Below are 17,897 nucleotides of genomic sequence, written 5' to 3'. Positions count from 1 at the left end.
CCCCAGCGGTACGGGTGCCGGGCCGGCTCTCCCCGTACGCCCTCCGGCGTACGGGGCGGCCCACCGGCCGTCCGGGGCACATCCCCCTCAGATGTGCGGCCCGGACCGGCTGGCCGGTGGAGGTGGGGAGGATCAGCCTCGGCCGGACGCCTTCTGGGTGCGGCGGGAGACGGAGTCCAGGACGACCGCGGCGAGCAGCACGGCGCCGGTGATCATGTACTGGATGGAGGTGTCGATGCCCTCCAGGTTGAGGCCCTGGATGATGGACTGGATCACCAGGATGCCGAGCAGCGCCGACCAGGTCTTGCCCCGGCCGCCGAAGAGGCTGGTGCCGCCGATGACGGCGGCCGCGATGGCGTTCATCAGCACATTGCCGCCGCCGAGCGCCTTGTCCGCGGCGCCGGCCTGGGAGGCGATGAACAGACCGCCGAGCGCCGCCATGGCCGCCGAGATCATGAAGACCGAGATCCGGACCCAGGGCACGTTGATACCGGCGCGGCGGGCCGCCTCGACGCTGCCGCCGACCGCGAAGATCTGGCGGCCGTAGGCGGTGCGCCGCAGCACCCAGTCACCGATCACCACGATGCCCAGGAAGACCACCAGGGCGAGCGGCAGCCCGCGGTCCTGGTTGAGGGTGTACGCGGCGGCGAAGGCGATCACGGCCAGCACCGCGGTGCGCACCGCGATCTCGGCGGTCGGCCGGGCGGTCAGCCCCGCCTCGCGGCGGCGCTTGGCGTCCAGCAGCGCGCCGCCGAGGTAGAGCAGCACGCCGACCAGGGCCACGCCGTAGGCGGCCGCGATGTCGCTGAAGAAGTAGTTGTCCAGGTGGACGATCAGGCCGTCCGGCGGGTTGTTGATGGTGCCGGTGGTGCCCAGCACCCACTGCTGGAGACCGCTCCAGCTGAGCAGACCGGCCAGGGTGACCACGAACGCCGGGACGCCGATCTTGGCGAAGAAGAAGCCGTGGACGGCGCCCATCACGATGGCGGTGGCGATGGCGATCACCATGGCCAGCCCGGCGCTGACCCCGTGCTGCACGGAGAGCACGGCGGAGATGGCGGCGGTGGTTCCCGCCACCGAGCCGACCGACAGGTCGATCTCGCCCAGCAGCAGCACGAAGACGATGCCGACGGCCATCAGGCCGGGGCCGGCGATGTACAGCGTGATGTTGGTGAGGTTGTCCGGGTTGAGGAAGCTCCCGGTGACCCCCTGGAAGATGCCCCAGATCAGGATCAGGCCGAGGATGACCGGGATCGATCCCAGGTCGCCGCTGCGCATCTTGCGCTTGAACTCCTCAAGGTAGCCCTTGAGGCCTTCCTCGCGGACGAGCAGGCGGGGGTCCACGGTACGGACCGGGGCGGAGCTCTCGAGGGCGGCCGCGTCGGTGGCCGTGGTGTCCGCCGCAGGGGCCTCGATCACCGCGCCCTCGTCGCCCTTGGACGCGCTGGTGGGGTTGCTGCTGCTCACTGGGTTGCCTCCGCGATGCGGGCCTGACGCCGGGTCACGGCATTCTCCGTGGCGCCGGTGATGGCGGAGATGATCTCTTCATGGCTGGTGGTCTTGACGTCGAAGACGCCGTTGTTGCGGCCCAGCCGCAGGACGGCGACGGTGTCGGCGACCGCCTTGACGTCGGCCATGTTGTGGCTGATCAGGATCACGGCGAGGCCGCGCTCGCGCAGCCGCTCCACCAGGTCCAGCACCTGGGCGGTCTGCTCGACGCCGAGGGCGGCGGTCGGCTCGTCCAGGATCACGACCTTGGGGTCCCCGACCAGGGCGCGGGCGATCGCCACGACCTGGCGCTGACCGCCGGAGAGGGCGGCGACCGGGATGCGCACGCTGGGGATGCGGATGGACAGCGTGTCCAGCAGCTCCTGGGCGCGCTTCTCCATGCCGACCTCGTCCAGCCGGCCGCCGCGCAGCAGCTCCCGGCCGAGGAACAGGTTCGCGACCACGTCGAGGTTGTCGCAGAGTGCGAGGTCCTGGTAAACGGTCGCGACACCGAGGTTCTGGGCGTCGTGCGGCCGGTCGATGCGGACCGCCTTGCCCTCCCACTCGATGGTGCCCTCGTCGATCGGGTGCACACCGGCGATCGTCTTGACCAGGGTGGACTTGCCGGCGCCGTTGTCGCCGACCAGGGCGACCACCTCTCCGGCGTGGACCTCCAGGTGGACGTCGGTGAGCGCCTGGACGGCACCGAACCGCTTGGAGACCCCGCGCAACGCCAGTACGGGTGCGCCTGTCACGTGAACCATCTCCTTCTGCCGCTCGTCCGGGAGTACGGACCGATGGAGCGGTGCCCGCGCCGACCGCGACGCGGAGAGTCTGTTACGACACATGCAACGCGGCGTCGCTCGGTGGAGCGGGCACGCGCGGACGGGACCGGTGCTCCCCGCAGATGGGGAGCGGGGAGCACCGGGTGCCGAGGACCGGGCGGGTTACGCCCTACTGGATGCCGGCGGCGGCGCAGGCCTTGGCGTAGGCGCCGGTGCAGATGTCCGACACCTTGTACAGGCCGCTGTCGATGACCGTCTCCTTGACGTTGTCCTTGGTCACGACCTGGGCGCCCAGGATGACCGAGGGCACGCCCTTGGCGGTGTCGCTGTCGGAAGTGCTCTTGGCGACCGAGGAGACGTCCTTGCCCTGGAGCAGGTCGACGGCCATCTCGGCGGCGGCCTCCGCCTCCGGCTTGTACGCCTTGAAGATGGTGTACGCCTGGTCACCGGTGAGGATGCGCTGGATGGCGTCCGAGGCGGCGTCCTGGCCACCGACCGGGACATTCTTGATGCCGGCGTTCTTCAGGGCGGTGATGATGGCCGCGGCCATGCCGTCGTTGGCCGAGTAGACGGCCTGGAAGCCGTCCTTGTGCAGCTTGGTGATGGCGGCACCCATCTTCTGGCCGGCCGTCTTCGGGTCCCACTCACCGGACTGCTCGTAGACGATCTTCTTGACCTTCGAGTCGAGCACCGTGTGGGCGCCCTTCTTGAAGTCGGCGGCGTTGGGGTCGGTCTCGGCGCCGTTGATCATGACAACGTTGGCATCCTTGGCCTTGTCGCCCAGCGCGTCCACCAGGGCCTGACCCTGGAGCTCGCCGACCTTCTCGTTGTCGTACGAGACGTAGCCCGCCACCGGGCCGGCCGCGAAGCGGTCGTACGCGATGACCTGGACGCCCTTGGCCTTGGCGGCCTCGACCCAGGACTGGGTGCCGGTGGCGTCCTGCGGGTCCAGGACGATGACCTTCACGCCCTGCGAGATCAGCGCGTCGAACTGCTGCTTCTGCGTGGCGGCGTCACCCTGCGCGTTGTTGTACTTGACGTGGCAGTCCGGGCAGAGGGCCGCCACCTTGGCGGTGAAGTACGGCTTGTCGAAGGACTCGTAGCGGATCGAGGACGAGTTCTCCGGAAGCAGCAGACCGATGTCGCCACTGGTGGGGGCAGCGGTGCTGCCGCCGGTCGCGGCCGCGCTGGTGGGGCTGTCGGCCTTCTTGTCACCACCGGCCGAACCGCAGGCAGCCATGGACAGGGCCATCGAGACAGCTGCGGTGCCGATGACGGCGCGACGCATCAGAGCGTTCATGGGGGGTTGCCTCCCTGACAGGGCCGCAACGTTGCGGCCGAGGTTGGAGGGAGTCAATCCCTCCGGCTGGCTTAACGTCAAGAAGTAAATTCACGACTCGAAAAATCCGAACCTTTTCGTTACCTTCCTGAAGACACAGCCGTGACCGAGCGCGGCTGGATCGACCCTTCCGCCGGCGGCAAAGCGCCCGAATCGCCCATTTCGCTCATGACCAGGGCCAGCGCGCCGAGCACCTCCGCGCGCCCCCCCAACGTGCCCGGAACGACCGAGAGTTGACGTGCCGCGCTGGGGATCGCATAGCGGGCGACGGACTCCCGGATCGGGGAAAGTACCAGCTCACCGGCCTCTGCGAGATCACCGCCGAGAATGACCCGGCGCGGATTGAGCAAGTTGCACAGGTTGGCGACGCCGGTCCCGATCTGGCGGCCGACGTCTGCGATGACCCGCCGGCAGCCCAGATCCCCCCGCTGGGCGAGCTGGACGACCCGGGGGACGCTGAGACCCGGGCCATGGCTGGCGTTCAGAAGATTGAGCAGGTAGCGGGAGCCGACGAAGGTCTCCAGGCAGCCTCGGTTGCCGCACCGGCAGACCGGCCCGGACTCGTCCAGGGTGATGTGTCCGATCTCACCCGCCGTGCCGCCGGGCCCCCGGTAGATCTGCCCGCTGATCACCAGACCGGCCCCGACTCCGCTGGCCACCTTGATGTACGCCAGGTCCGAGAGCCCCCGGCCGGCCCCCCAGACCAGCTCACCGAGCGCGCCGAGGTTGGCATCGTTGTCGACGTAGACTGCCATCCCCAGCCGGGAGGTGAGTTCCCGACCGGGCTCCACCCCGGTCCAGCCCGGCAGGATGGCGGTGGAGCCGATCGCGCCGGTCTCCACGTCGATCGGCCCCGGCACCCCCAGCCCCACCCCGATCACCTTGTCCGAGCGGAAGCCGGTCTGCGCCAACAACCGCTCCACCAGCGTCTCCGCCCGGTCGAACCCCTGGGCGGCGGAGGCGTCCACATCGATGGGCTCGCTCTCCTCCGCAAGCACCCGGTGTGCCAGATTGCCCACGGCCACCCGCAAATGCGTATGGCCGAAGTCGACCCCCACCACGATGCCCGCGTCCGCGCTGAGCGAGACGCTGCGCGCCCGTCGCCCCCCGGAGGAGGTGGGCGTCACCACCACGGTGCCGCTCTCCTTGAGCTCGCGGACGATGTTGGACACCGTCGCGGCGGAGAGCCCGGTGCTGCGGGCGATCTCCGCCTGGGTCAGCGACCCCGCCATACGGACCGCGCGCAGCACCCGCTCCAGATTCGCCCGGTGTAGCGAGGACTGCGATCCTGGCGTGTCCACGGACATGGTTTACCCTCCCAGAGTTGCCGTGGACCCGACCGTCCACGGCCCCTTCCCGCGCCCTTGCGGCGGAGCTCGGTTACAACTTGTGAAATATAAGCTGAACCAATCCAGTGATGTCCCGTCAAGGATGAAGGCAGATCGTTGTGAAACCTTCGCCCCGGAACGGCGGGCGGAGTGGCAGGGCTGGCATACCGGGCGATAGTCAGGCAGAACGGCCATGACTTCAGTTCGGACGTATGCCTTCAGAGCTGAACCCAAGCACCCCAGTGGCCCCAGGACTTCCCCCGAGTCCCGGAATCAGGGCCCAGAACCGGGGCTGCGGAAGCGGGGTCCCGACACCGGAATCCGCCGGAACCGCCCAGCTCAGAGCCGGGGCCGCCAGCGCACCCCGGCCAGCGCCTCGGCCACCAGCTGGACACTGCGGGTCAGGGCGGCCAACCGTGGCCCCTCCTTGGCGTACACCCCGAGCAGTTCCTCGACGACCTGCGGCTCCACCTGGCCCCTCAGGTCCACCCGGGCGGTCGACCAGCCCCGGCGGGCGGCGTGCAGCGAGGACTCCGCCTCCTGCCGGGCGAGCCGGGCCAGCAGCACCGGGTGCCGGGAGAGCAGCGGATAGCGGCGGTACTCGGCCGGGCACAGGTCGTACAGCCAGACGACCGCCGAGCGCTCCCACCCGGGGGCGCCCGGCGGCCTGACCTCCCTGGGCCAGCCCGGCGGTGTGGCAGCTTCGTACATGTATTCGATTATGCGCGGAGTATGGCCGAAAATGCACTCTTGATCTTCGGCCGGCGAGCGGTCCCGACCGCCTTCGACTCAGGACACCGCCTGGCCCCGCACAGCGAAGCGGCCGGGCCACGACCCCCGGTTCAGGGGGTCGCGGCCCGGCCGTCGGGCTTGCGCGGGGGCGAAAGGTTACTTCCGGATCAGCGAGCGCAGCACGTACTGCAGGATGCCGCCGTTGCGGTAGTAGTCCGCCTCACCGGGGGTGTCGATCCGCACCTTGGCGTCGAACTCGATCTCGCCCGCCTTGACGTGGACCGTCTCCGGGATGCCGCCGTCGTTGAGCGCGGTGACGCCGGTGATCTCGAAGGTCTCCTCACCGGTCAGCCCCAGGCTGAGCGCCGAGGCGCCGGCCGGGAACTGGAGCGGCAGCACGCCCATGCCGATCAGGTTGGAGCGGTGGATGCGCTCGTAGGACTCCGCGATGACGGCCTTGACGCCCAGCAGCGCGGTGCCCTTGGCCGCCCAGTCACGGGACGAGCCGGAGCCGTACTCCTTGCCCGCCAGGATCACCAGCGGGACGCCGGCGGCCTGGTAGTTCTGCGAGGCGTCGTAGATGAAGGCGACCGGCGCGCCCTCCTGGGTGAAGTCCCGGGTGTAGCCGCCCTCGGTGCCCGGCGCGATCTGGTTGCGCAGCCGGATGTTGGCGAAGGTGCCCCGGATCATCACCTCGTGGTTGCCGCGGCGGGAACCGTAGGAGTTGAAGTCGCGCTTCTCCACACCGTGCTCGGTGAGGTACTGCGCGGCCGGGGTGCCGGGCTTGATGTTGCCGGCCGGGGAGATGTGGTCGGTGGTGACCGAGTCGCCCAGCTTGGCCAGCACCCGGGCGCCGGCGATGTCGGTGACCGGGCTCGGCTCCTTGGCCATGCCCTCGAAGTACGGGGGCTTGCGCACATAGGTGGACTCGGCGGCCCACTCGAAGGTGTCGCCGGTCGGGATCGGCAGCGACTGCCAGCGGTGGTCGCCGGCGAAGACGTCCGAGTAGTCCTTGGTGAACATGTCCTGGTCGATGGAGGCCGCGATGGTGTCCGCGATCTCCTGCTCGGTCGGCCAGATGTCCGACAGGTAGACCGGGTTGCCGTCGGGGTCGGTGCCCAGCGCGTCGCGGGTGATGTCGACGTTCATCGAGCCGGCGATGGCGTAGGCGACCACCAGCGGCGGGGACGCCAGGTAGTTCATCTTGACGTCCGGGTTGATGCGGCCCTCGAAGTTGCGGTTGCCGGAGAGCACCGAGACGACCGCCAGGTCGTGCTCGTTGACGGCGGCGGAGACCTCCTCCGGCAGCGGGCCGGAGTTGCCGATGCAGGTGACGCAGCCGTAGCCGACCAGGTTGAAGCCCAGCTTCTCCATGTACGGAGTCAGGCCGGCCTTCTCGTAGTAGTCCATGACGACCTTCGACCCGGGGGCGAGGGTGGTCTTGACCCACGGCTTGGCGTGCAGGCCCTTCTCCACGGCCTTCTTGGCCAGGATGGCGGCGCCGAGCATCACCGAGGGGTTGGAGGTGTTGGTGCAGGAGGTGATCGAGGCGATCACGACCGCGCCGTTGTCGATCTCGTAGACCGTGCCGTCGGGGGCGGTCACCTGGGCCGGCTTGGAGATGCCGTTGCCGTCGGCCGGGGAGTCGGAGGCGGGGAAGGACTCCTTGCCGGCCTCGTCGTCGTTGGTGATGTAGTCGCGCACGGCGGTGCGGAACCGCTCGGCGGCCTCGGCCAGCACGACCCGGTCCTGCGGGCGCTTGGGGCCGGCGATCGAGGGGACGATGGTGGCCAGGTCCAGCTCGATGTACTCGGAGTACACCGGCTCACGGGCCGGGTCGTGCCACAGGCCCTGCTCCTTGGCGTACGCCTCGACCAGCGCCAGCTGCTGCTCGGAGCGGCCGGTCAGCCGCAGGTAGCTGACCGTCTCCTGGTCGATCGGGAAGATCGCGCAGGTGGAGCCGAACTCCGGCGACATGTTGCCGATGGTGGCGCGGTTGGCCAGCGGCACCGAGCCGACGCCCTCGCCGTAGAACTCCACGAACTTGCCGACCACACCGTGCTTGCGCAGCATCTCGGTGATGGTGAGCACCAGGTCGGTGGCGGTGGCGCCGGCCGGGAGCTGGCCGTTCAGCTTGAAGCCGACCACGCGCGGGATGAGCATGGAGACCGGCTGGCCGAGCATGGCCGCCTCCGCCTCGATGCCGCCGACGCCCCAGCCGAGCACGCCCAGGCCGTTGACCATGGTGGTGTGCGAGTCGGTGCCGACGCAGGTGTCGGGGTACGCCTGGCCGCCGCGGACCATCACGGTGCGGGCCAGGTGCTCGATGTTCACCTGGTGGACGATGCCGGTGCCGGGCGGGACGACCTTGAACTCGTCGAAGGCGGTCTGGCCCCAGCGCAGGAACTGGTACCGCTCGCGGTTGCGGCCGTACTCGATCTCGACGTTCTGGCTGAAGGCGTCCCGGGTGCCGAACTTGTCCGCGATGACGGAGTGGTCGATGACCAGTTCGGCCGGCGCGAGGGGGTTGATCCGGGACGGGTCGCCGCCGAGCTCCTTGACGGCCTCGCGCATGGTGGCGAGGTCGACGACGCACGGCACACCGGTGAAGTCCTGCATGATCACGCGGGCGGGCGTGAACTGGATCTCCTGGCTCGGCTCGGCGTTCTGGTCCCAGCCGCCGAGGGCGCGGATGTGGTCGGCGGTGATGTTCGCGCCGTCCTCCGTGCGGAGCAGGTTCTCCAGCAGGATCTTCAAGCTGTACGGAAGCCGCTCGGAACCCTCGACGGCGGACAGCTTGAAGATCTCGTACGACTCGTCGCCGACCTGCAGCGGACTGCGGGCGTCGAAGCTGTTCGCGGACACGACTGTCTCCTTCTTGGTGCGTGTGGCCACGCGATCCTGACCACGCCATCCTGGCCGACCCGGCCGACCGGTCTCTTGGTAAGGTGAACCTAAGTCGGTCTTCCCACCGGTTTTCGGGGGCCGGAGTGCGCCTCTCGGCGGATATCTCGATGTCGAGATAAACCATAGTGCATGGCTGCGGTGAGAGCGACGACAGGCATGCCCCAAGGCAGCCGCGTGGCACTCCTTTCCAGCCGGAGCCGGTTCACCCCCGCCCCGCCGGACGGAACCCGCCAGGCAGACGGAACCCGCCGGCCGGACGGAACCCACCAGCCAGGACGGAACCCGCAGGGGCACCCGCGATAATGCGGACGGCAGAGTCCGGTAGCACGACCGCAGGGCCAGGAGGCCGCACCCGTGATCGTTGTGGACGCATCCGCCCTGGTCCTCGCACTGGCCGACCGCGACGAGCGCGGCGAGGCGGCGCGGACCGAGCTGGCCAGGGACGCGGAGTGGGCGGCGCCGGAGCACATCACCGTGGAGGTGATGCAGTCGCTGCGCGGGCTGTACCTCGCCGGGCAGCTGACCTCGGCGGAGGTGACCGGGGTCGCGGAGCGGCTGCGCGGGCTGCCGCTGCGCAAGGTCGGCGTGGAACCGCTGCTGGAGCGGATCTGGCAGCTCAAGGACAATCTGACCCCGGACGACGCCGCCTATGTCGCCGTCGCCGAGCTGCTGGACGCCCCACTGGTCACCGCCGACCTGCGGCTGATGCGCGCGCCCGGACCCCGCTGCCCGATCCGGGGCATCGCACCGGCCGGCTGACGGGTGACGGCCGACCGGTGACCGGGTCCGTGCGGGGCGTGAGCGCGGGACGGGACGGGTACGCGCCAGATGAGGACCCGCCGACCAGCGGAGAGGAGTCCCACGGTCATGACCGACCAGGCGAGGAGCGCGACCCGAGGGTCGCGCCCGGGGGCCGCGCAGGGGCGGTCATGGTCACTGGCACTGCCGCACGAGGCCGACTCGGTCCCGCTGGCCCGAGCCGTCGTGCTCCAGGTGCTGCACAGCCTCGGGGACCCGGTGGACTCCTTCGCCGCCTCGCTGGCCACCACGGAGCTGGTGGCCAACGCCCTGGAGCACACCCGGGGCGACCTCGGCGTGGAGCTGGTGCTCGACTGGGAGGACCAGGGCTTCCGGATCGAGGTGTGCGACGGGGAGCCGCTGGAACTGGACCTGGAGGACCTGCTGCGGGCGGCGGCGATGGCCGTCTCCACCGGCGAACCGGCGGAGGACGGCCGCGGCCTGCTGATCATCCGGTCGGTCGCGGACCGGGCCGGCATCCGGACGACCTCGCACGGCAAGGCCGTCTGGTGCCTGCTGGAACCGGCCTGACCCCGCCCGGTTCCGGCCCGCCCAGCCCGATCAGCTCAGCCCAGCCCAGCCCAGTCAGCCCAGCCCAGCCCGCCCAGTCAACTCAGCTCAGCTCAGCTCCCCAGCGTGGCGACCAGCACGGCCTTGATGGTGTGCAGCCGGTTCTCGGCCTGGTCGAAGACGATGGAGTACGACGACTCGAAGACCTCGTCGGTGACCTCCAGCTCCGCCATCCCGGTGACGCCGTGCAGCTGCCGGCCGATCTCGGTGCCCAGGTCGTGGTAGGCGGGCAGACAGTGCAGGAACTTCACAGCGGGGTTGCCGGTGGCCGCGATGGTCGCCATGGAGATCTGGTACGGCTTCAGCAGCTCGATGCGCTCGGCCCAGACCTCCTTGGGCTCGCCCATGGAGACCCAGACGTCGGTGTAGAGGAAGTCGACGCCGCGCACCCCCGCCGCGACGTCCTCGGTGAGCGTGATCCGCGCGCCGGAGGCGTCCGCCAGCTCCTGGGCCTGCTCCTGCACCTCCTTGCACGGCCAGAGCCGCTCGGGAGCGACGATCCGGATGTCGAGCCCGAGCAGCGCACCGGTGACCAGCAGCGAGTTGCCCATGTTGAAGCGGGCGTCCCCGAGGTAGGCCAGGGCCACCCGGTCCAGCGGCTTGGTGGTGTGCTCCCTGATGGTGAGCAGGTCGGCGAGCATCTGGGTGGGGTGCCACTCGTCGGTGAGCCCGTTCCAGACCGGGACTCCGGCGTGGGCGGCCAGCTCCTCCACGATCTCCTGGCCGTGGCCCCGGTACTCGATGCCGTCGAACATCCGGCCGAGCACCCGGGCGGAGTCCTTGATGGACTCCTTGTGCCCGATCTGGGAGCCCACCGGGTCCAGATAGGTGGTGGTCGCGCCCTGGTCGTGGGCGGCGATCTCGAAGGCGCAGCGGGTGCGGGTGGAGGTCTTCTCGAAGATCAGGGCGATGTTCTTGCCGCGCAGCCGGGGCTGCTCGGTGCCGGCGTACTTGGCCGCCTTCAACTGCGCCGACAGGTCGACCAGGAAGCGGAACTCCTGCGGAGTGAAGTCCACTTCCTTGAGGAAGTGCCGGTTGCGAAGGTTGAAGGCCATGCCGGGCTCCTGGGTGACGCGGGGCGACGAAGTGATGAAGTCAGGAAGCATATACGAATAACGGCATGATTATGCAGCCGGCTCAGCCGATCGGGTCCCGCTCGACCGGGCAGCTCATGCAGCGCGGACCGCCCCGGCCCCGGCCCAGCTCGCTGCCGCTGATGGTGATCACCTCGATGCCGTTGCGGCGCAGATGGGTGTTGGTGGTGACATTGCGCTCATAGGCGATCACCACCCCCGGCTCGACGGCCAGCACATTGCAGCCGTCGTCCCACTGCTCCCGCTCGGCGGCGTGCACGTCCTGCACGGCGGTGAGTACCCGGACCGAGTCCAGCCCCAGCGCGGCGGCGATGGCATTGTGCATCTGCTCCGGCGCGTGGTCGGTGACCCGCAGCTCCTCGGGCCCGTCGCCGGGCTCGATGGTGTACGAGCGCAGCATGCCGAGGCCCGCGTACTTGGTGAAGGTGTCGCCGTCGACCATGGTCATCACGGTGTCCAGGTGCATGAAGGCCCGGGTCTTGGGCATGTCCAGCGCCACGATGCGGCGGGCGGAGCCGGCCCGGAAGAGTTCATGGGCGAGGAGTTCGACGGCCTGCGGGGTGGTGCGCTCGCTCATCCCGATCAGGACGGCACCGTTGCCGATGACCAGGACGTCGCCACCCTCGATGGTGGACGGGTAGTCGTGCTCACCACGGGACCAGACCCGGAAGCCGCCGGGGGCGTCATAGCGGCCCGCGAAGGCCGGGTGGTAGCGGTAGACGGCCTCGAAGTGCACCGTCTCGCGGCGGCGGGCGCGCATCCGCATGGCGTTGATGCTCACCCCGTCGTACACCCAGCAGGAGGTGTCCCGGGTGAAGAGGTGGTTGGGCAGCGGCGCCAGCAGGAAGTCGTCCAGGTCCATGACGTGGAACCGGACCGAGGTGGGCTCCTTGGCCCGCTCCAGGAACTCACGCTTGGTCATCCCGCCGACCAGCAGCGACGTCAGCTCCTCGGCCGGCAGGTCCTCGAAGAACTCCCGCAGGTGGGAGGTGGCCAGTGGGCCGTGCTCCTTCTCGTCGAAGACCCGGTCCAGCACCAGCCGCTTGGCCTCGGGGACGGCCAGGGTGTCGCTGAGCAGGTCGCTGAAGAGGTGCACCCGTACGCCCCGCTCGCGCAGCAGGGCGGCGAAGCCGTCGTGCTCCTCCTGGGCGCGGCGCACCCAGAGCACGTCGTCGAAGAGCAGCTCGTCCTTGTTGGTCGGGGTGAGCCGCTTCAGCTCCAGGTCGGGGCGGTGCAGGATCACCTGCCGAAGCCGGCCGGCCTCGGATGCGACGTGGTAGCCCATGGATCGTCCTCCCGGGGAGGGTGAGGTGCGGCGGTGGCCGCACCTCACCCGTACCCCGGGCAAGTGATCATGGAACCGGGGCGGCGCGGGCGTTCAGAGCCGGGGGTCGACCGGTTCCGACTCCAGGGCCAGCACCGCGAAGACCGCCTCGTGCACCCGCCAGAGCGGTTCGCCCGCCGCGAGCCGGTCCAGCGCCTCCAGCCCGAGCGCGTACTCACGCAGTGCCAGCGAGCGCTTGTGGCCCAGCGTGCGGGAGCGCAGCCGGTCCAACTGGGCCGGGCGGGTGTAGTCCGGGCCGTAGATGATCCGCAGATACTCCCGGCCGCGCACCTTGACGCCCGGCTGCACCAGTCGGCCGCTCTCGGTACGGACCGGCGAGGCCAGCGGCTTGACCACCATGCCCTCGCCGCCCGCGCCGGTCAGCTCCTCCCACCAGGCGGCGCCGGCCGCGACCGACTCCGGGTCGGCGGTGTCCACCAGCAGCCGGGCGGTGGGGTGCAGCACCGGGCCGCCGGGGTGGGCGGCGTCGGCGGCTACCAGCCGGTCGATCAGGGCCAGCTGGCGGTCGTGGGGCTGTACGGCGAGGTTGGCGCCCTCGGCGGCGAGCAGCTGGAAGGGGGCCAGCCGGATGCCGTCCAGGCCGTCGGTCGGCCAGCAGTAGCGGCGGTACGCCTCGGTGAAGGCGGCGGCGTCGGCGGACCGCTCCCGCTGATGGGCGGTCAGCTCGCCCAGGTCGGGGACGCCCCGGGCGGCGGCCTGCTCCAGCGCCGCGAGCGCGGTGGGCAACGCGGCCGCTGCGGCGGCGCCGACTGCCGCGTACTGCCGGCGCAGCAGGCCGGACGCCTTGAGCGACCAGGGCATCAGCTCGGCGTCCAGCAGCAGCCAGTCGCTGCCCAGCTCGCCGAAGAGGCCGGTCTGCTCGGCGGCGGCGCGCAGCCGGTCCAGCAGCCGGGTGGTGAGGTCCGCGTCGTCCAGGAAGGCGCGGCCGGTGCGGGTCCAGACGGCGCCGGCGGTGCCGTCCGCGACGCCGAAGCGCTTCTCGGCAGTGGCCGGGTCGCGGCAGACCAGCACCACGGCGCGGGAGCCCATGTGCTTCTCCTCGCAGATCACCTGGCGCACCCCGTCCGCGAGGTAGGCGGCGAACGCCTCCTCGGGGTGCTCCAGGTAGCCGTCGCGGCGGGAGGTCGGGGACGGCGCCATGGTGGGCGGCAGGTAGGCGAGCAGCCGGGGGTCGATCGCGAACCGGCTCATCACCTCCAGCGCGGCGGCGGCGTTCTCCTCCCGGACGGTGACCCGGCCGTGGTGGGCGGTCTCCACCACCCGGCGCCCGGCCACGTCCGCCAGGGCCAGCGGGCGGCCCTCGCGGGCGCCGGGCGCGGCGGCGGCCGGCGGGCGTACGGGGGCGTACCACTGCTGCTCGGCGGCGACGGAGACCAGCTCGCGCTCGGGGTAGCGCAGCGCGGTGAGGGTGCCGCCGAAGACGCAGCCGGTGTCCAGGCAGATGGTGTTGTTGAGGAAGGACACGGTGGGGACCGGGGTGTGGCCGTAGACCACCAGAGCGCGGCCCCGGTACTCCTCGGCCCACGGGTAGCGGACCGGCAGGCCGTACTCGTCGGTCTCGCCGGTGGTGTCGCCGTACAGGGCGAAGGAGCGGACCCGGCCGGAGGTGCGGCCGTGGTACTTCTCCGGCAGCCCGGCGTGGCAGACCACCAGCCGGCCGCCGTCCAGCAGGTAGTGGCTGACCAGGCTGCGGATGAAGGCGCGGACGGCGGTGCGGAACTCCTCGGGTTCGGCGGCCAGCTGGTCCAGCGACTCCTGGAGGCCGTGGTTGGCGGTGACCCGCTTGCCGTCCAGGGCGCGGCCGAGCTTGTTCTCGTGGTTGCCGGGCACGCAGATCGCGGTGCCGGCGGCGGTCATCCCCATGACCAGGCGCAGCACGCCGGGGGTGTCCGGGCCACGGTCGACCAGGTCGCCCACGAAGACGGCGGTGCGGCCCTGCGGGTGGGCGGCGCCGACCGGGCGGCCGGCGGCGTCGCGCTCCAGGGCGTAGCCGAGGCGGGTGAGCAGGGTCTCCAGTTCGGCGCGGCAGCCGTGGATGTCACCGACGATGTCGAACGGTCCGGTGCGGTGGGTCAGGTCGTTGTAGCGCTTCTCGTACTCGATCTCGGCCGACTCGATCTCGGCGGGTCCGCGCAGGATGTGGACCTTGCGGAAGCCCTCCCGTTCCAACGACTTCAGCGAGCGGCGCAGCTCGCGCTGCTGGCGGGGGATGACGTGGTCGCCCATGTCGCGGCGGTCGGGGCGGGCGGCGTTGCGCTCGGCGCAGATGTGCTGCGGCACGTCCAGCACGATCGCGACCGGCAGCACGTCGTGCTCGCGGGCGAGGCGGACGAGCCGGCGGCGGGACTCGGGCTGGACGTTGGTGGCGTCCACCACGGTGAGCCGGCCGGCGGTGAGGCGCTTGCCGGCGATGTAGTGCAGCACGTCGAAGGCGTCGTGGGAGGCCGACTGGTCGTTCTCGTCGTCGGCGACCAGCCCTCGGCAGGCGTCGGAGGAGACGACCTGGGTGGGCAGGAAGTGCTTGCGGGCGAAGCTGGACTTGCCGGCGCCGGTGGTGCCGACCAGTACCACCAGGGAGAGGTCGGGTATGGCCAGGCGGCGGGCGGGGGCTGCGGTGTGCGGGGCTGCGGTGCCGGTCATCGGTGGTCGCCCCCTTCCGGGACGTGGGCGGTGGTGGTCTCTGCGCTGGTGCCCGGGGTGGTGGCTGCGGTGGTCGCCTGGGCGGTGAACAGTGCGAGCTGGGTCGGTGGGCCTACCTCGGGGTCGTCGGGGCCCACCGGGCGGAACTCCACGGCGTAGCCGTAGCGGTCGGCCGCCTGCCTGGCCCAGGCGCGGAACCGGGCGCGGTCCCACTCGAAGCGGTGGTCGGCGTGGCGCAGCTGCCCGGCGGGCAGCGACTCCCAGCGGACGTTGTACTCCGCGTTGGGCGTGGTGACCACGACGGTGCCGGGGCGGGCGGCGCCCAGTACGGCGTGTTCGAGCGCCGGCAGCCGGGGCGGGTCGACATGCTCGATCACCTCGCAGAGCACGGCGGCGTCATAGCCGGTGAGGCGGGTGTCGGTGTAGGTCAGCGCGCCCTGGAGCAGCTTCACCCGGGCGGCCTGCCGCTCGGACATCCGGTCCAGGTGCAGCCGCCGGGCGGCGATCGACAGGGCGCGGGCGGACACGTCCAGGCCGACGACCTCGGTGATCCGGGCCTCCTTCAGCAGAGCCGCGACCAGCTGGCCCTGGCCGCAGCCTAGGTCCAGCACCCGAGTGGCGCCGTGCTCGCGCAGGGCGTCCAGGATGGCGGCCCGGCGCTGCACGGCGAGCGGCGCGGGCCTGTCCGGCGCGTCGGCCTCGGGACTGGGGGTGCCGGCGGTGTCGTCTGGGGTGGCGCCGTCGGCCACCGCGTCCTCGGTCACCGCGTCCTCGGTCACCGCGTTGTCGATCTCCTCGGCCTCGCGGTCGTCGGCCTCGGCGAGCCTGGCCAGCTCCAGCCGCTCCATGGCGCTCCGGGTGAGCGATCGGCGACGGGACAGGTAGCGGTCGGTGATCAGCGTCCGCTCGGGGTGTCCGGCGAGCCAGCCCTCACCGGCGCGCAGCAGCTTGTCCACCTCGTCCGGCGCGACCCAGTAGTGCTTGGCGTCGTCCAGCACCGGCAGCAGGACGTACAGCTGCTGGAGGGCGTCGGCCAGCCGCAGGGTGCCGGTCAGCTCCGCCCGTACGTAGCGGGAGTCGCCCCACTCCGGGAAGGCCGTGTCCAGCGGCAGCGGTTCCGCGTCGACCTGCCAGCCGAGCGGTTCGAACAGGGCGCGGACCAGCTCGGGGCCGCTCCGCTCGCCGCCCGCCCGCGCGGGCAGCGCCGGGACGGCGATCCGCAGCGGGAGGGGGGTCGCGACCAGCTCGGGGCGGGCCTCGCAGCGGCCCCGCAGTGCGCTGGCGAAGACCGTGCGCAGCGCGACCGCGAGCAGTGAGGAGGCCGCATAGGGGCGGTCGTTGACGTACTGGGCCGGCGAAGCCGCCTCGGTGGCCGCTGCGGGCGCGCCGCCACGGCCCTTGCCCCTGCTGCACCGGACCAGGGCGATCGGGTCGACGTCCAGCAGCAGCGCGGCCGTGCAGGCCTCGTCGGTCGCCTCGGGGTAGAAGACATGGGCGTCGCCATAGGCGGTGGCGAAGCGCTGGGCCTTGCCGGGGTGCTTGTGCAGCAGGTATCCCAGGTCGGTGGCCGGGCGCTCGGTGGTGCCGAAGGTGCTGATCGTCAGGAACACAGGGCGAGTATCGCGGGGCCGGTCGGCCGGGCGCACCACGTTTTGCGGCCGCTCGGGCCGTCCGGCCGGTGGTCCGGTTCTGCATCGGAGCGCCGGATTGGCTAGCGTGCACGGTGTGACGACTGAATCTGCATCCCCCCGGAGCGGCGCTGTCGCCGCCGGTCTCGCGACCATCGCCGACGACGGCACCGTGCTGGACACCTGGTTCCCCGCGCCCCGGCTCACCGACGAGCCCGGCCCGGCGGGCACCGTGCGGCTGTCCGCCGAGGAGGCCGTCGCCGAGCTGGGCGAGGGCGCCGCGCAGGCACAGCGCCCGGACCCGCGCCGCGCGGTCCGGGTGGTCGCCGTGCGTACCGCCATCTCCTCGCTGGACGACAAGCCGCTGGACACCCATGACGTCTATCTGCGGCTGCACCTGCTGAGCCACCGTCTGGTGCGGCCGCACGGCCAGAACCTGGACGGCATCTTCGGCCTGCTGCCCAACATCGCCTGGACCAGCATCGGCGCGACGCAGGTGGAGCAGGTCGAGCGGGCCAGGCTCGCGGTGCGCGCCGAGGGCGGCCAGCTGGCGGTGTACGGGATCGACAAGTTCCCGAGGATGACCGACTTCGTCACCCCCGGCGGGGTGCGTATCGCGCACGCCGACCGGGTGCGTCTCGGCGCCCACCTCGCGGCCGGGACCACCGTGATGCACGAGGGCTTCGTCAACTTCAACGCCGGTACGCTGGGCACCTCGATGGTCGAGGGCCGGATCAGCGCCGGTGTGGTGGTCGGTGACCACAGCGACATCGGCGGTGGCGCCTCGATCATGGGGACGCTGTCCGGCGGCGGCAAGCAGATCGTGTCGGTGGGCGAGCGCTGCCTGCTGGGCGCCAACGCCGGTATCGGTATCGCGCTCGGTGACGACTGCGTGGTAGAGGCGGGTCTGTACGTCACGGCGGGCACCCGGGTCGCGCTGCCGGACGGCAAGGTGGTCAAGGCCGTGGAGCTGTCCGGCCAGGACAACCTGCTCTTCCGCCGCAACTCGCAGACCGGCGCGGTCGAGGTGCACGCCCGCTCCGGCTCCTGGGGCGGACTCAACGCGGAGCTGCACGCGCACAACTGACACCGTCGGCCGAGTCCACCCCGGCCCCGGTCCCGCCTGCTGCGGGGCCGGGGCCGAGTGCCGTCCGGGCCCGTCCGGCACGGGTGCCCGGCTCACGCGGGTGTCCGGCTCACCGGTCGGCTGCGAGGTCCGACTCCAGCAGGCCGAAGGCCCGGT

General features: G+C 71.2%; 13 protein-coding genes. 3 read left to right on the top strand and 10 right to left on the bottom strand.

The features are described from left to right. Positions 1-132: 132 nt before the first annotated feature. From ACIQGZ_RS24785 to acnA, 6 genes are all read right to left on the bottom strand, one after another. Positions 133-1,467 (bottom strand): sugar ABC transporter permease, encoded by a 1,335-nt coding sequence (locus ACIQGZ_RS24785; RefSeq protein ID WP_402605565.1) that lies wholly within the window; start codon positions 1,465-1,467, stop codon positions 133-135. Further along, complete coding sequence (locus tag ACIQGZ_RS24780) at positions 1,464-2,252, bottom strand: ATP-binding cassette domain-containing protein (RefSeq protein WP_402605563.1); 789 nt, start codon at positions 2,250-2,252, stop codon at positions 1,464-1,466. Before ACIQGZ_RS24780 ends, ACIQGZ_RS24785 begins: the two co-directional genes overlap by 4 nt. Before the next feature lie 190 nt (positions 2,253-2,442). Beyond that, a complete protein-coding gene (locus ACIQGZ_RS24775) occupies positions 2,443-3,573 on the bottom strand; it encodes a sugar ABC transporter substrate-binding protein (RefSeq protein WP_402605560.1) in 1,131 nt (376 codons plus the stop codon). Positions 3,574-3,692: 119 nt separating this feature from the next. Continuing rightward, the gene (locus tag ACIQGZ_RS24770; RefSeq protein WP_402605558.1) at positions 3,693-4,913 is read right to left on the bottom strand and encodes an ROK family protein; all 1,221 of its coding nucleotides are present in this window, start codon (positions 4,911-4,913) and stop codon (positions 3,693-3,695) included. A gap of 366 nt (positions 4,914-5,279) precedes the next feature. Then, the gene (locus ACIQGZ_RS24765; RefSeq protein WP_402605556.1) at positions 5,280-5,651 is read right to left on the bottom strand and encodes a hypothetical protein; all 372 of its coding nucleotides are present in this window, start codon (positions 5,649-5,651) and stop codon (positions 5,280-5,282) included. Between the two features lie 177 nt (positions 5,652-5,828). Beyond that, a complete protein-coding gene (acnA, locus tag ACIQGZ_RS24760) occupies positions 5,829-8,537 on the bottom strand; it encodes an aconitate hydratase AcnA (protein ID WP_402605554.1) in 2,709 nt (902 codons plus the stop codon). 396 nt (positions 8,538-8,933) lie between these two features. On the opposite strand from acnA, the gene ACIQGZ_RS24755 reads away from it, so the two are divergent. Continuing rightward, on the top strand, positions 8,934-9,338 hold the full coding sequence (locus tag ACIQGZ_RS24755) for a type II toxin-antitoxin system VapC family toxin (protein ID WP_402605552.1): 405 nt from the start codon (positions 8,934-8,936) through the stop codon (positions 9,336-9,338). Between the two features lie 108 nt (positions 9,339-9,446). Beyond that, entirely contained in the window at positions 9,447-9,908 is a 462-nt protein-coding gene (locus tag ACIQGZ_RS24750) for an ATP-binding protein (protein WP_402605550.1), read from the top strand. Between the two features lie 92 nt (positions 9,909-10,000). On the opposite strand, the gene argF is transcribed toward ACIQGZ_RS24750, so the two are convergent. The 4 genes from argF to ACIQGZ_RS24730 form a co-directional block, all read right to left on the bottom strand. Then, the gene (argF, locus tag ACIQGZ_RS24745; protein WP_402605547.1) at positions 10,001-11,002 is read right to left on the bottom strand and encodes an ornithine carbamoyltransferase; all 1,002 of its coding nucleotides are present in this window, start codon (positions 11,000-11,002) and stop codon (positions 10,001-10,003) included. Positions 11,003-11,084: 82 nt separating this feature from the next. Beyond that, on the bottom strand, positions 11,085-12,326 hold the full coding sequence (locus ACIQGZ_RS24740) for an arginine deiminase (RefSeq protein ID WP_402605544.1): 1,242 nt from the start codon (positions 12,324-12,326) through the stop codon (positions 11,085-11,087). A gap of 93 nt (positions 12,327-12,419) precedes the next feature. Then, positions 12,420-15,026, bottom strand: a complete 2,607-nt coding sequence (locus tag ACIQGZ_RS24735) for a polynucleotide kinase-phosphatase (RefSeq protein ID WP_402605541.1) — start codon at positions 15,024-15,026, stop codon at positions 12,420-12,422. Further along, positions 15,023-16,636 (bottom strand): 3' terminal RNA ribose 2'-O-methyltransferase Hen1, encoded by a 1,614-nt coding sequence (locus ACIQGZ_RS24730; RefSeq protein WP_402605538.1) that lies wholly within the window; start codon positions 16,634-16,636, stop codon positions 15,023-15,025. The genes ACIQGZ_RS24735 and ACIQGZ_RS24730 overlap by 4 nt, the downstream gene beginning before the upstream one ends. Before the next feature lie 115 nt (positions 16,637-16,751). On the opposite strand from ACIQGZ_RS24730, the gene dapD reads away from it, so the two are divergent. Next, entirely contained in the window at positions 16,752-17,741 is a 990-nt protein-coding gene (gene dapD / locus ACIQGZ_RS24725) for a 2,3,4,5-tetrahydropyridine-2,6-dicarboxylate N-succinyltransferase (protein ID WP_402605536.1), read from the top strand. Positions 17,742-17,897 lie beyond the last annotated feature (156 nt).

The sequence above is a fragment of the Streptomyces sp. NPDC092296 genome (assembly GCF_044755465.1).
Taxonomy (GTDB): Bacteria; Actinomycetota; Actinomycetes; order Streptomycetales; family Streptomycetaceae; genus Peterkaempfera.
This window is presented reverse-complemented; position numbering and strand designations above follow the sequence as displayed.

Coding starts and splice junctions, on each gene's coding strand:
- ACIQGZ_RS24735 (WP_402605541.1), bottom strand. CDS start 15,026: ATGACCGGCACCGCAGCCCCGCACACCGCAGCCCCCGCCCGCCGCCTG.
- ACIQGZ_RS24765 (WP_402605556.1), bottom strand. CDS start 5,651: ATGTACGAAGCTGCCACACCGCCGGGCTGGCCCAGGGAGGTCAGGCCG.
- ACIQGZ_RS24750 (WP_402605550.1), top strand. CDS start 9,447: ATGACCGACCAGGCGAGGAGCGCGACCCGAGGGTCGCGCCCGGGGGCC.
- ACIQGZ_RS24740 (WP_402605544.1), bottom strand. CDS start 12,326: ATGGGCTACCACGTCGCATCCGAGGCCGGCCGGCTTCGGCAGGTGATC.
- argF (WP_402605547.1), bottom strand. CDS start 11,002: ATGGCCTTCAACCTTCGCAACCGGCACTTCCTCAAGGAAGTGGACTTC.
- ACIQGZ_RS24775 (WP_402605560.1), bottom strand. CDS start 3,573: ATGAACGCTCTGATGCGTCGCGCCGTCATCGGCACCGCAGCTGTCTCG.
- ACIQGZ_RS24780 (WP_402605563.1), bottom strand. CDS start 2,252: ATGGTTCACGTGACAGGCGCACCCGTACTGGCGTTGCGCGGGGTCTCC.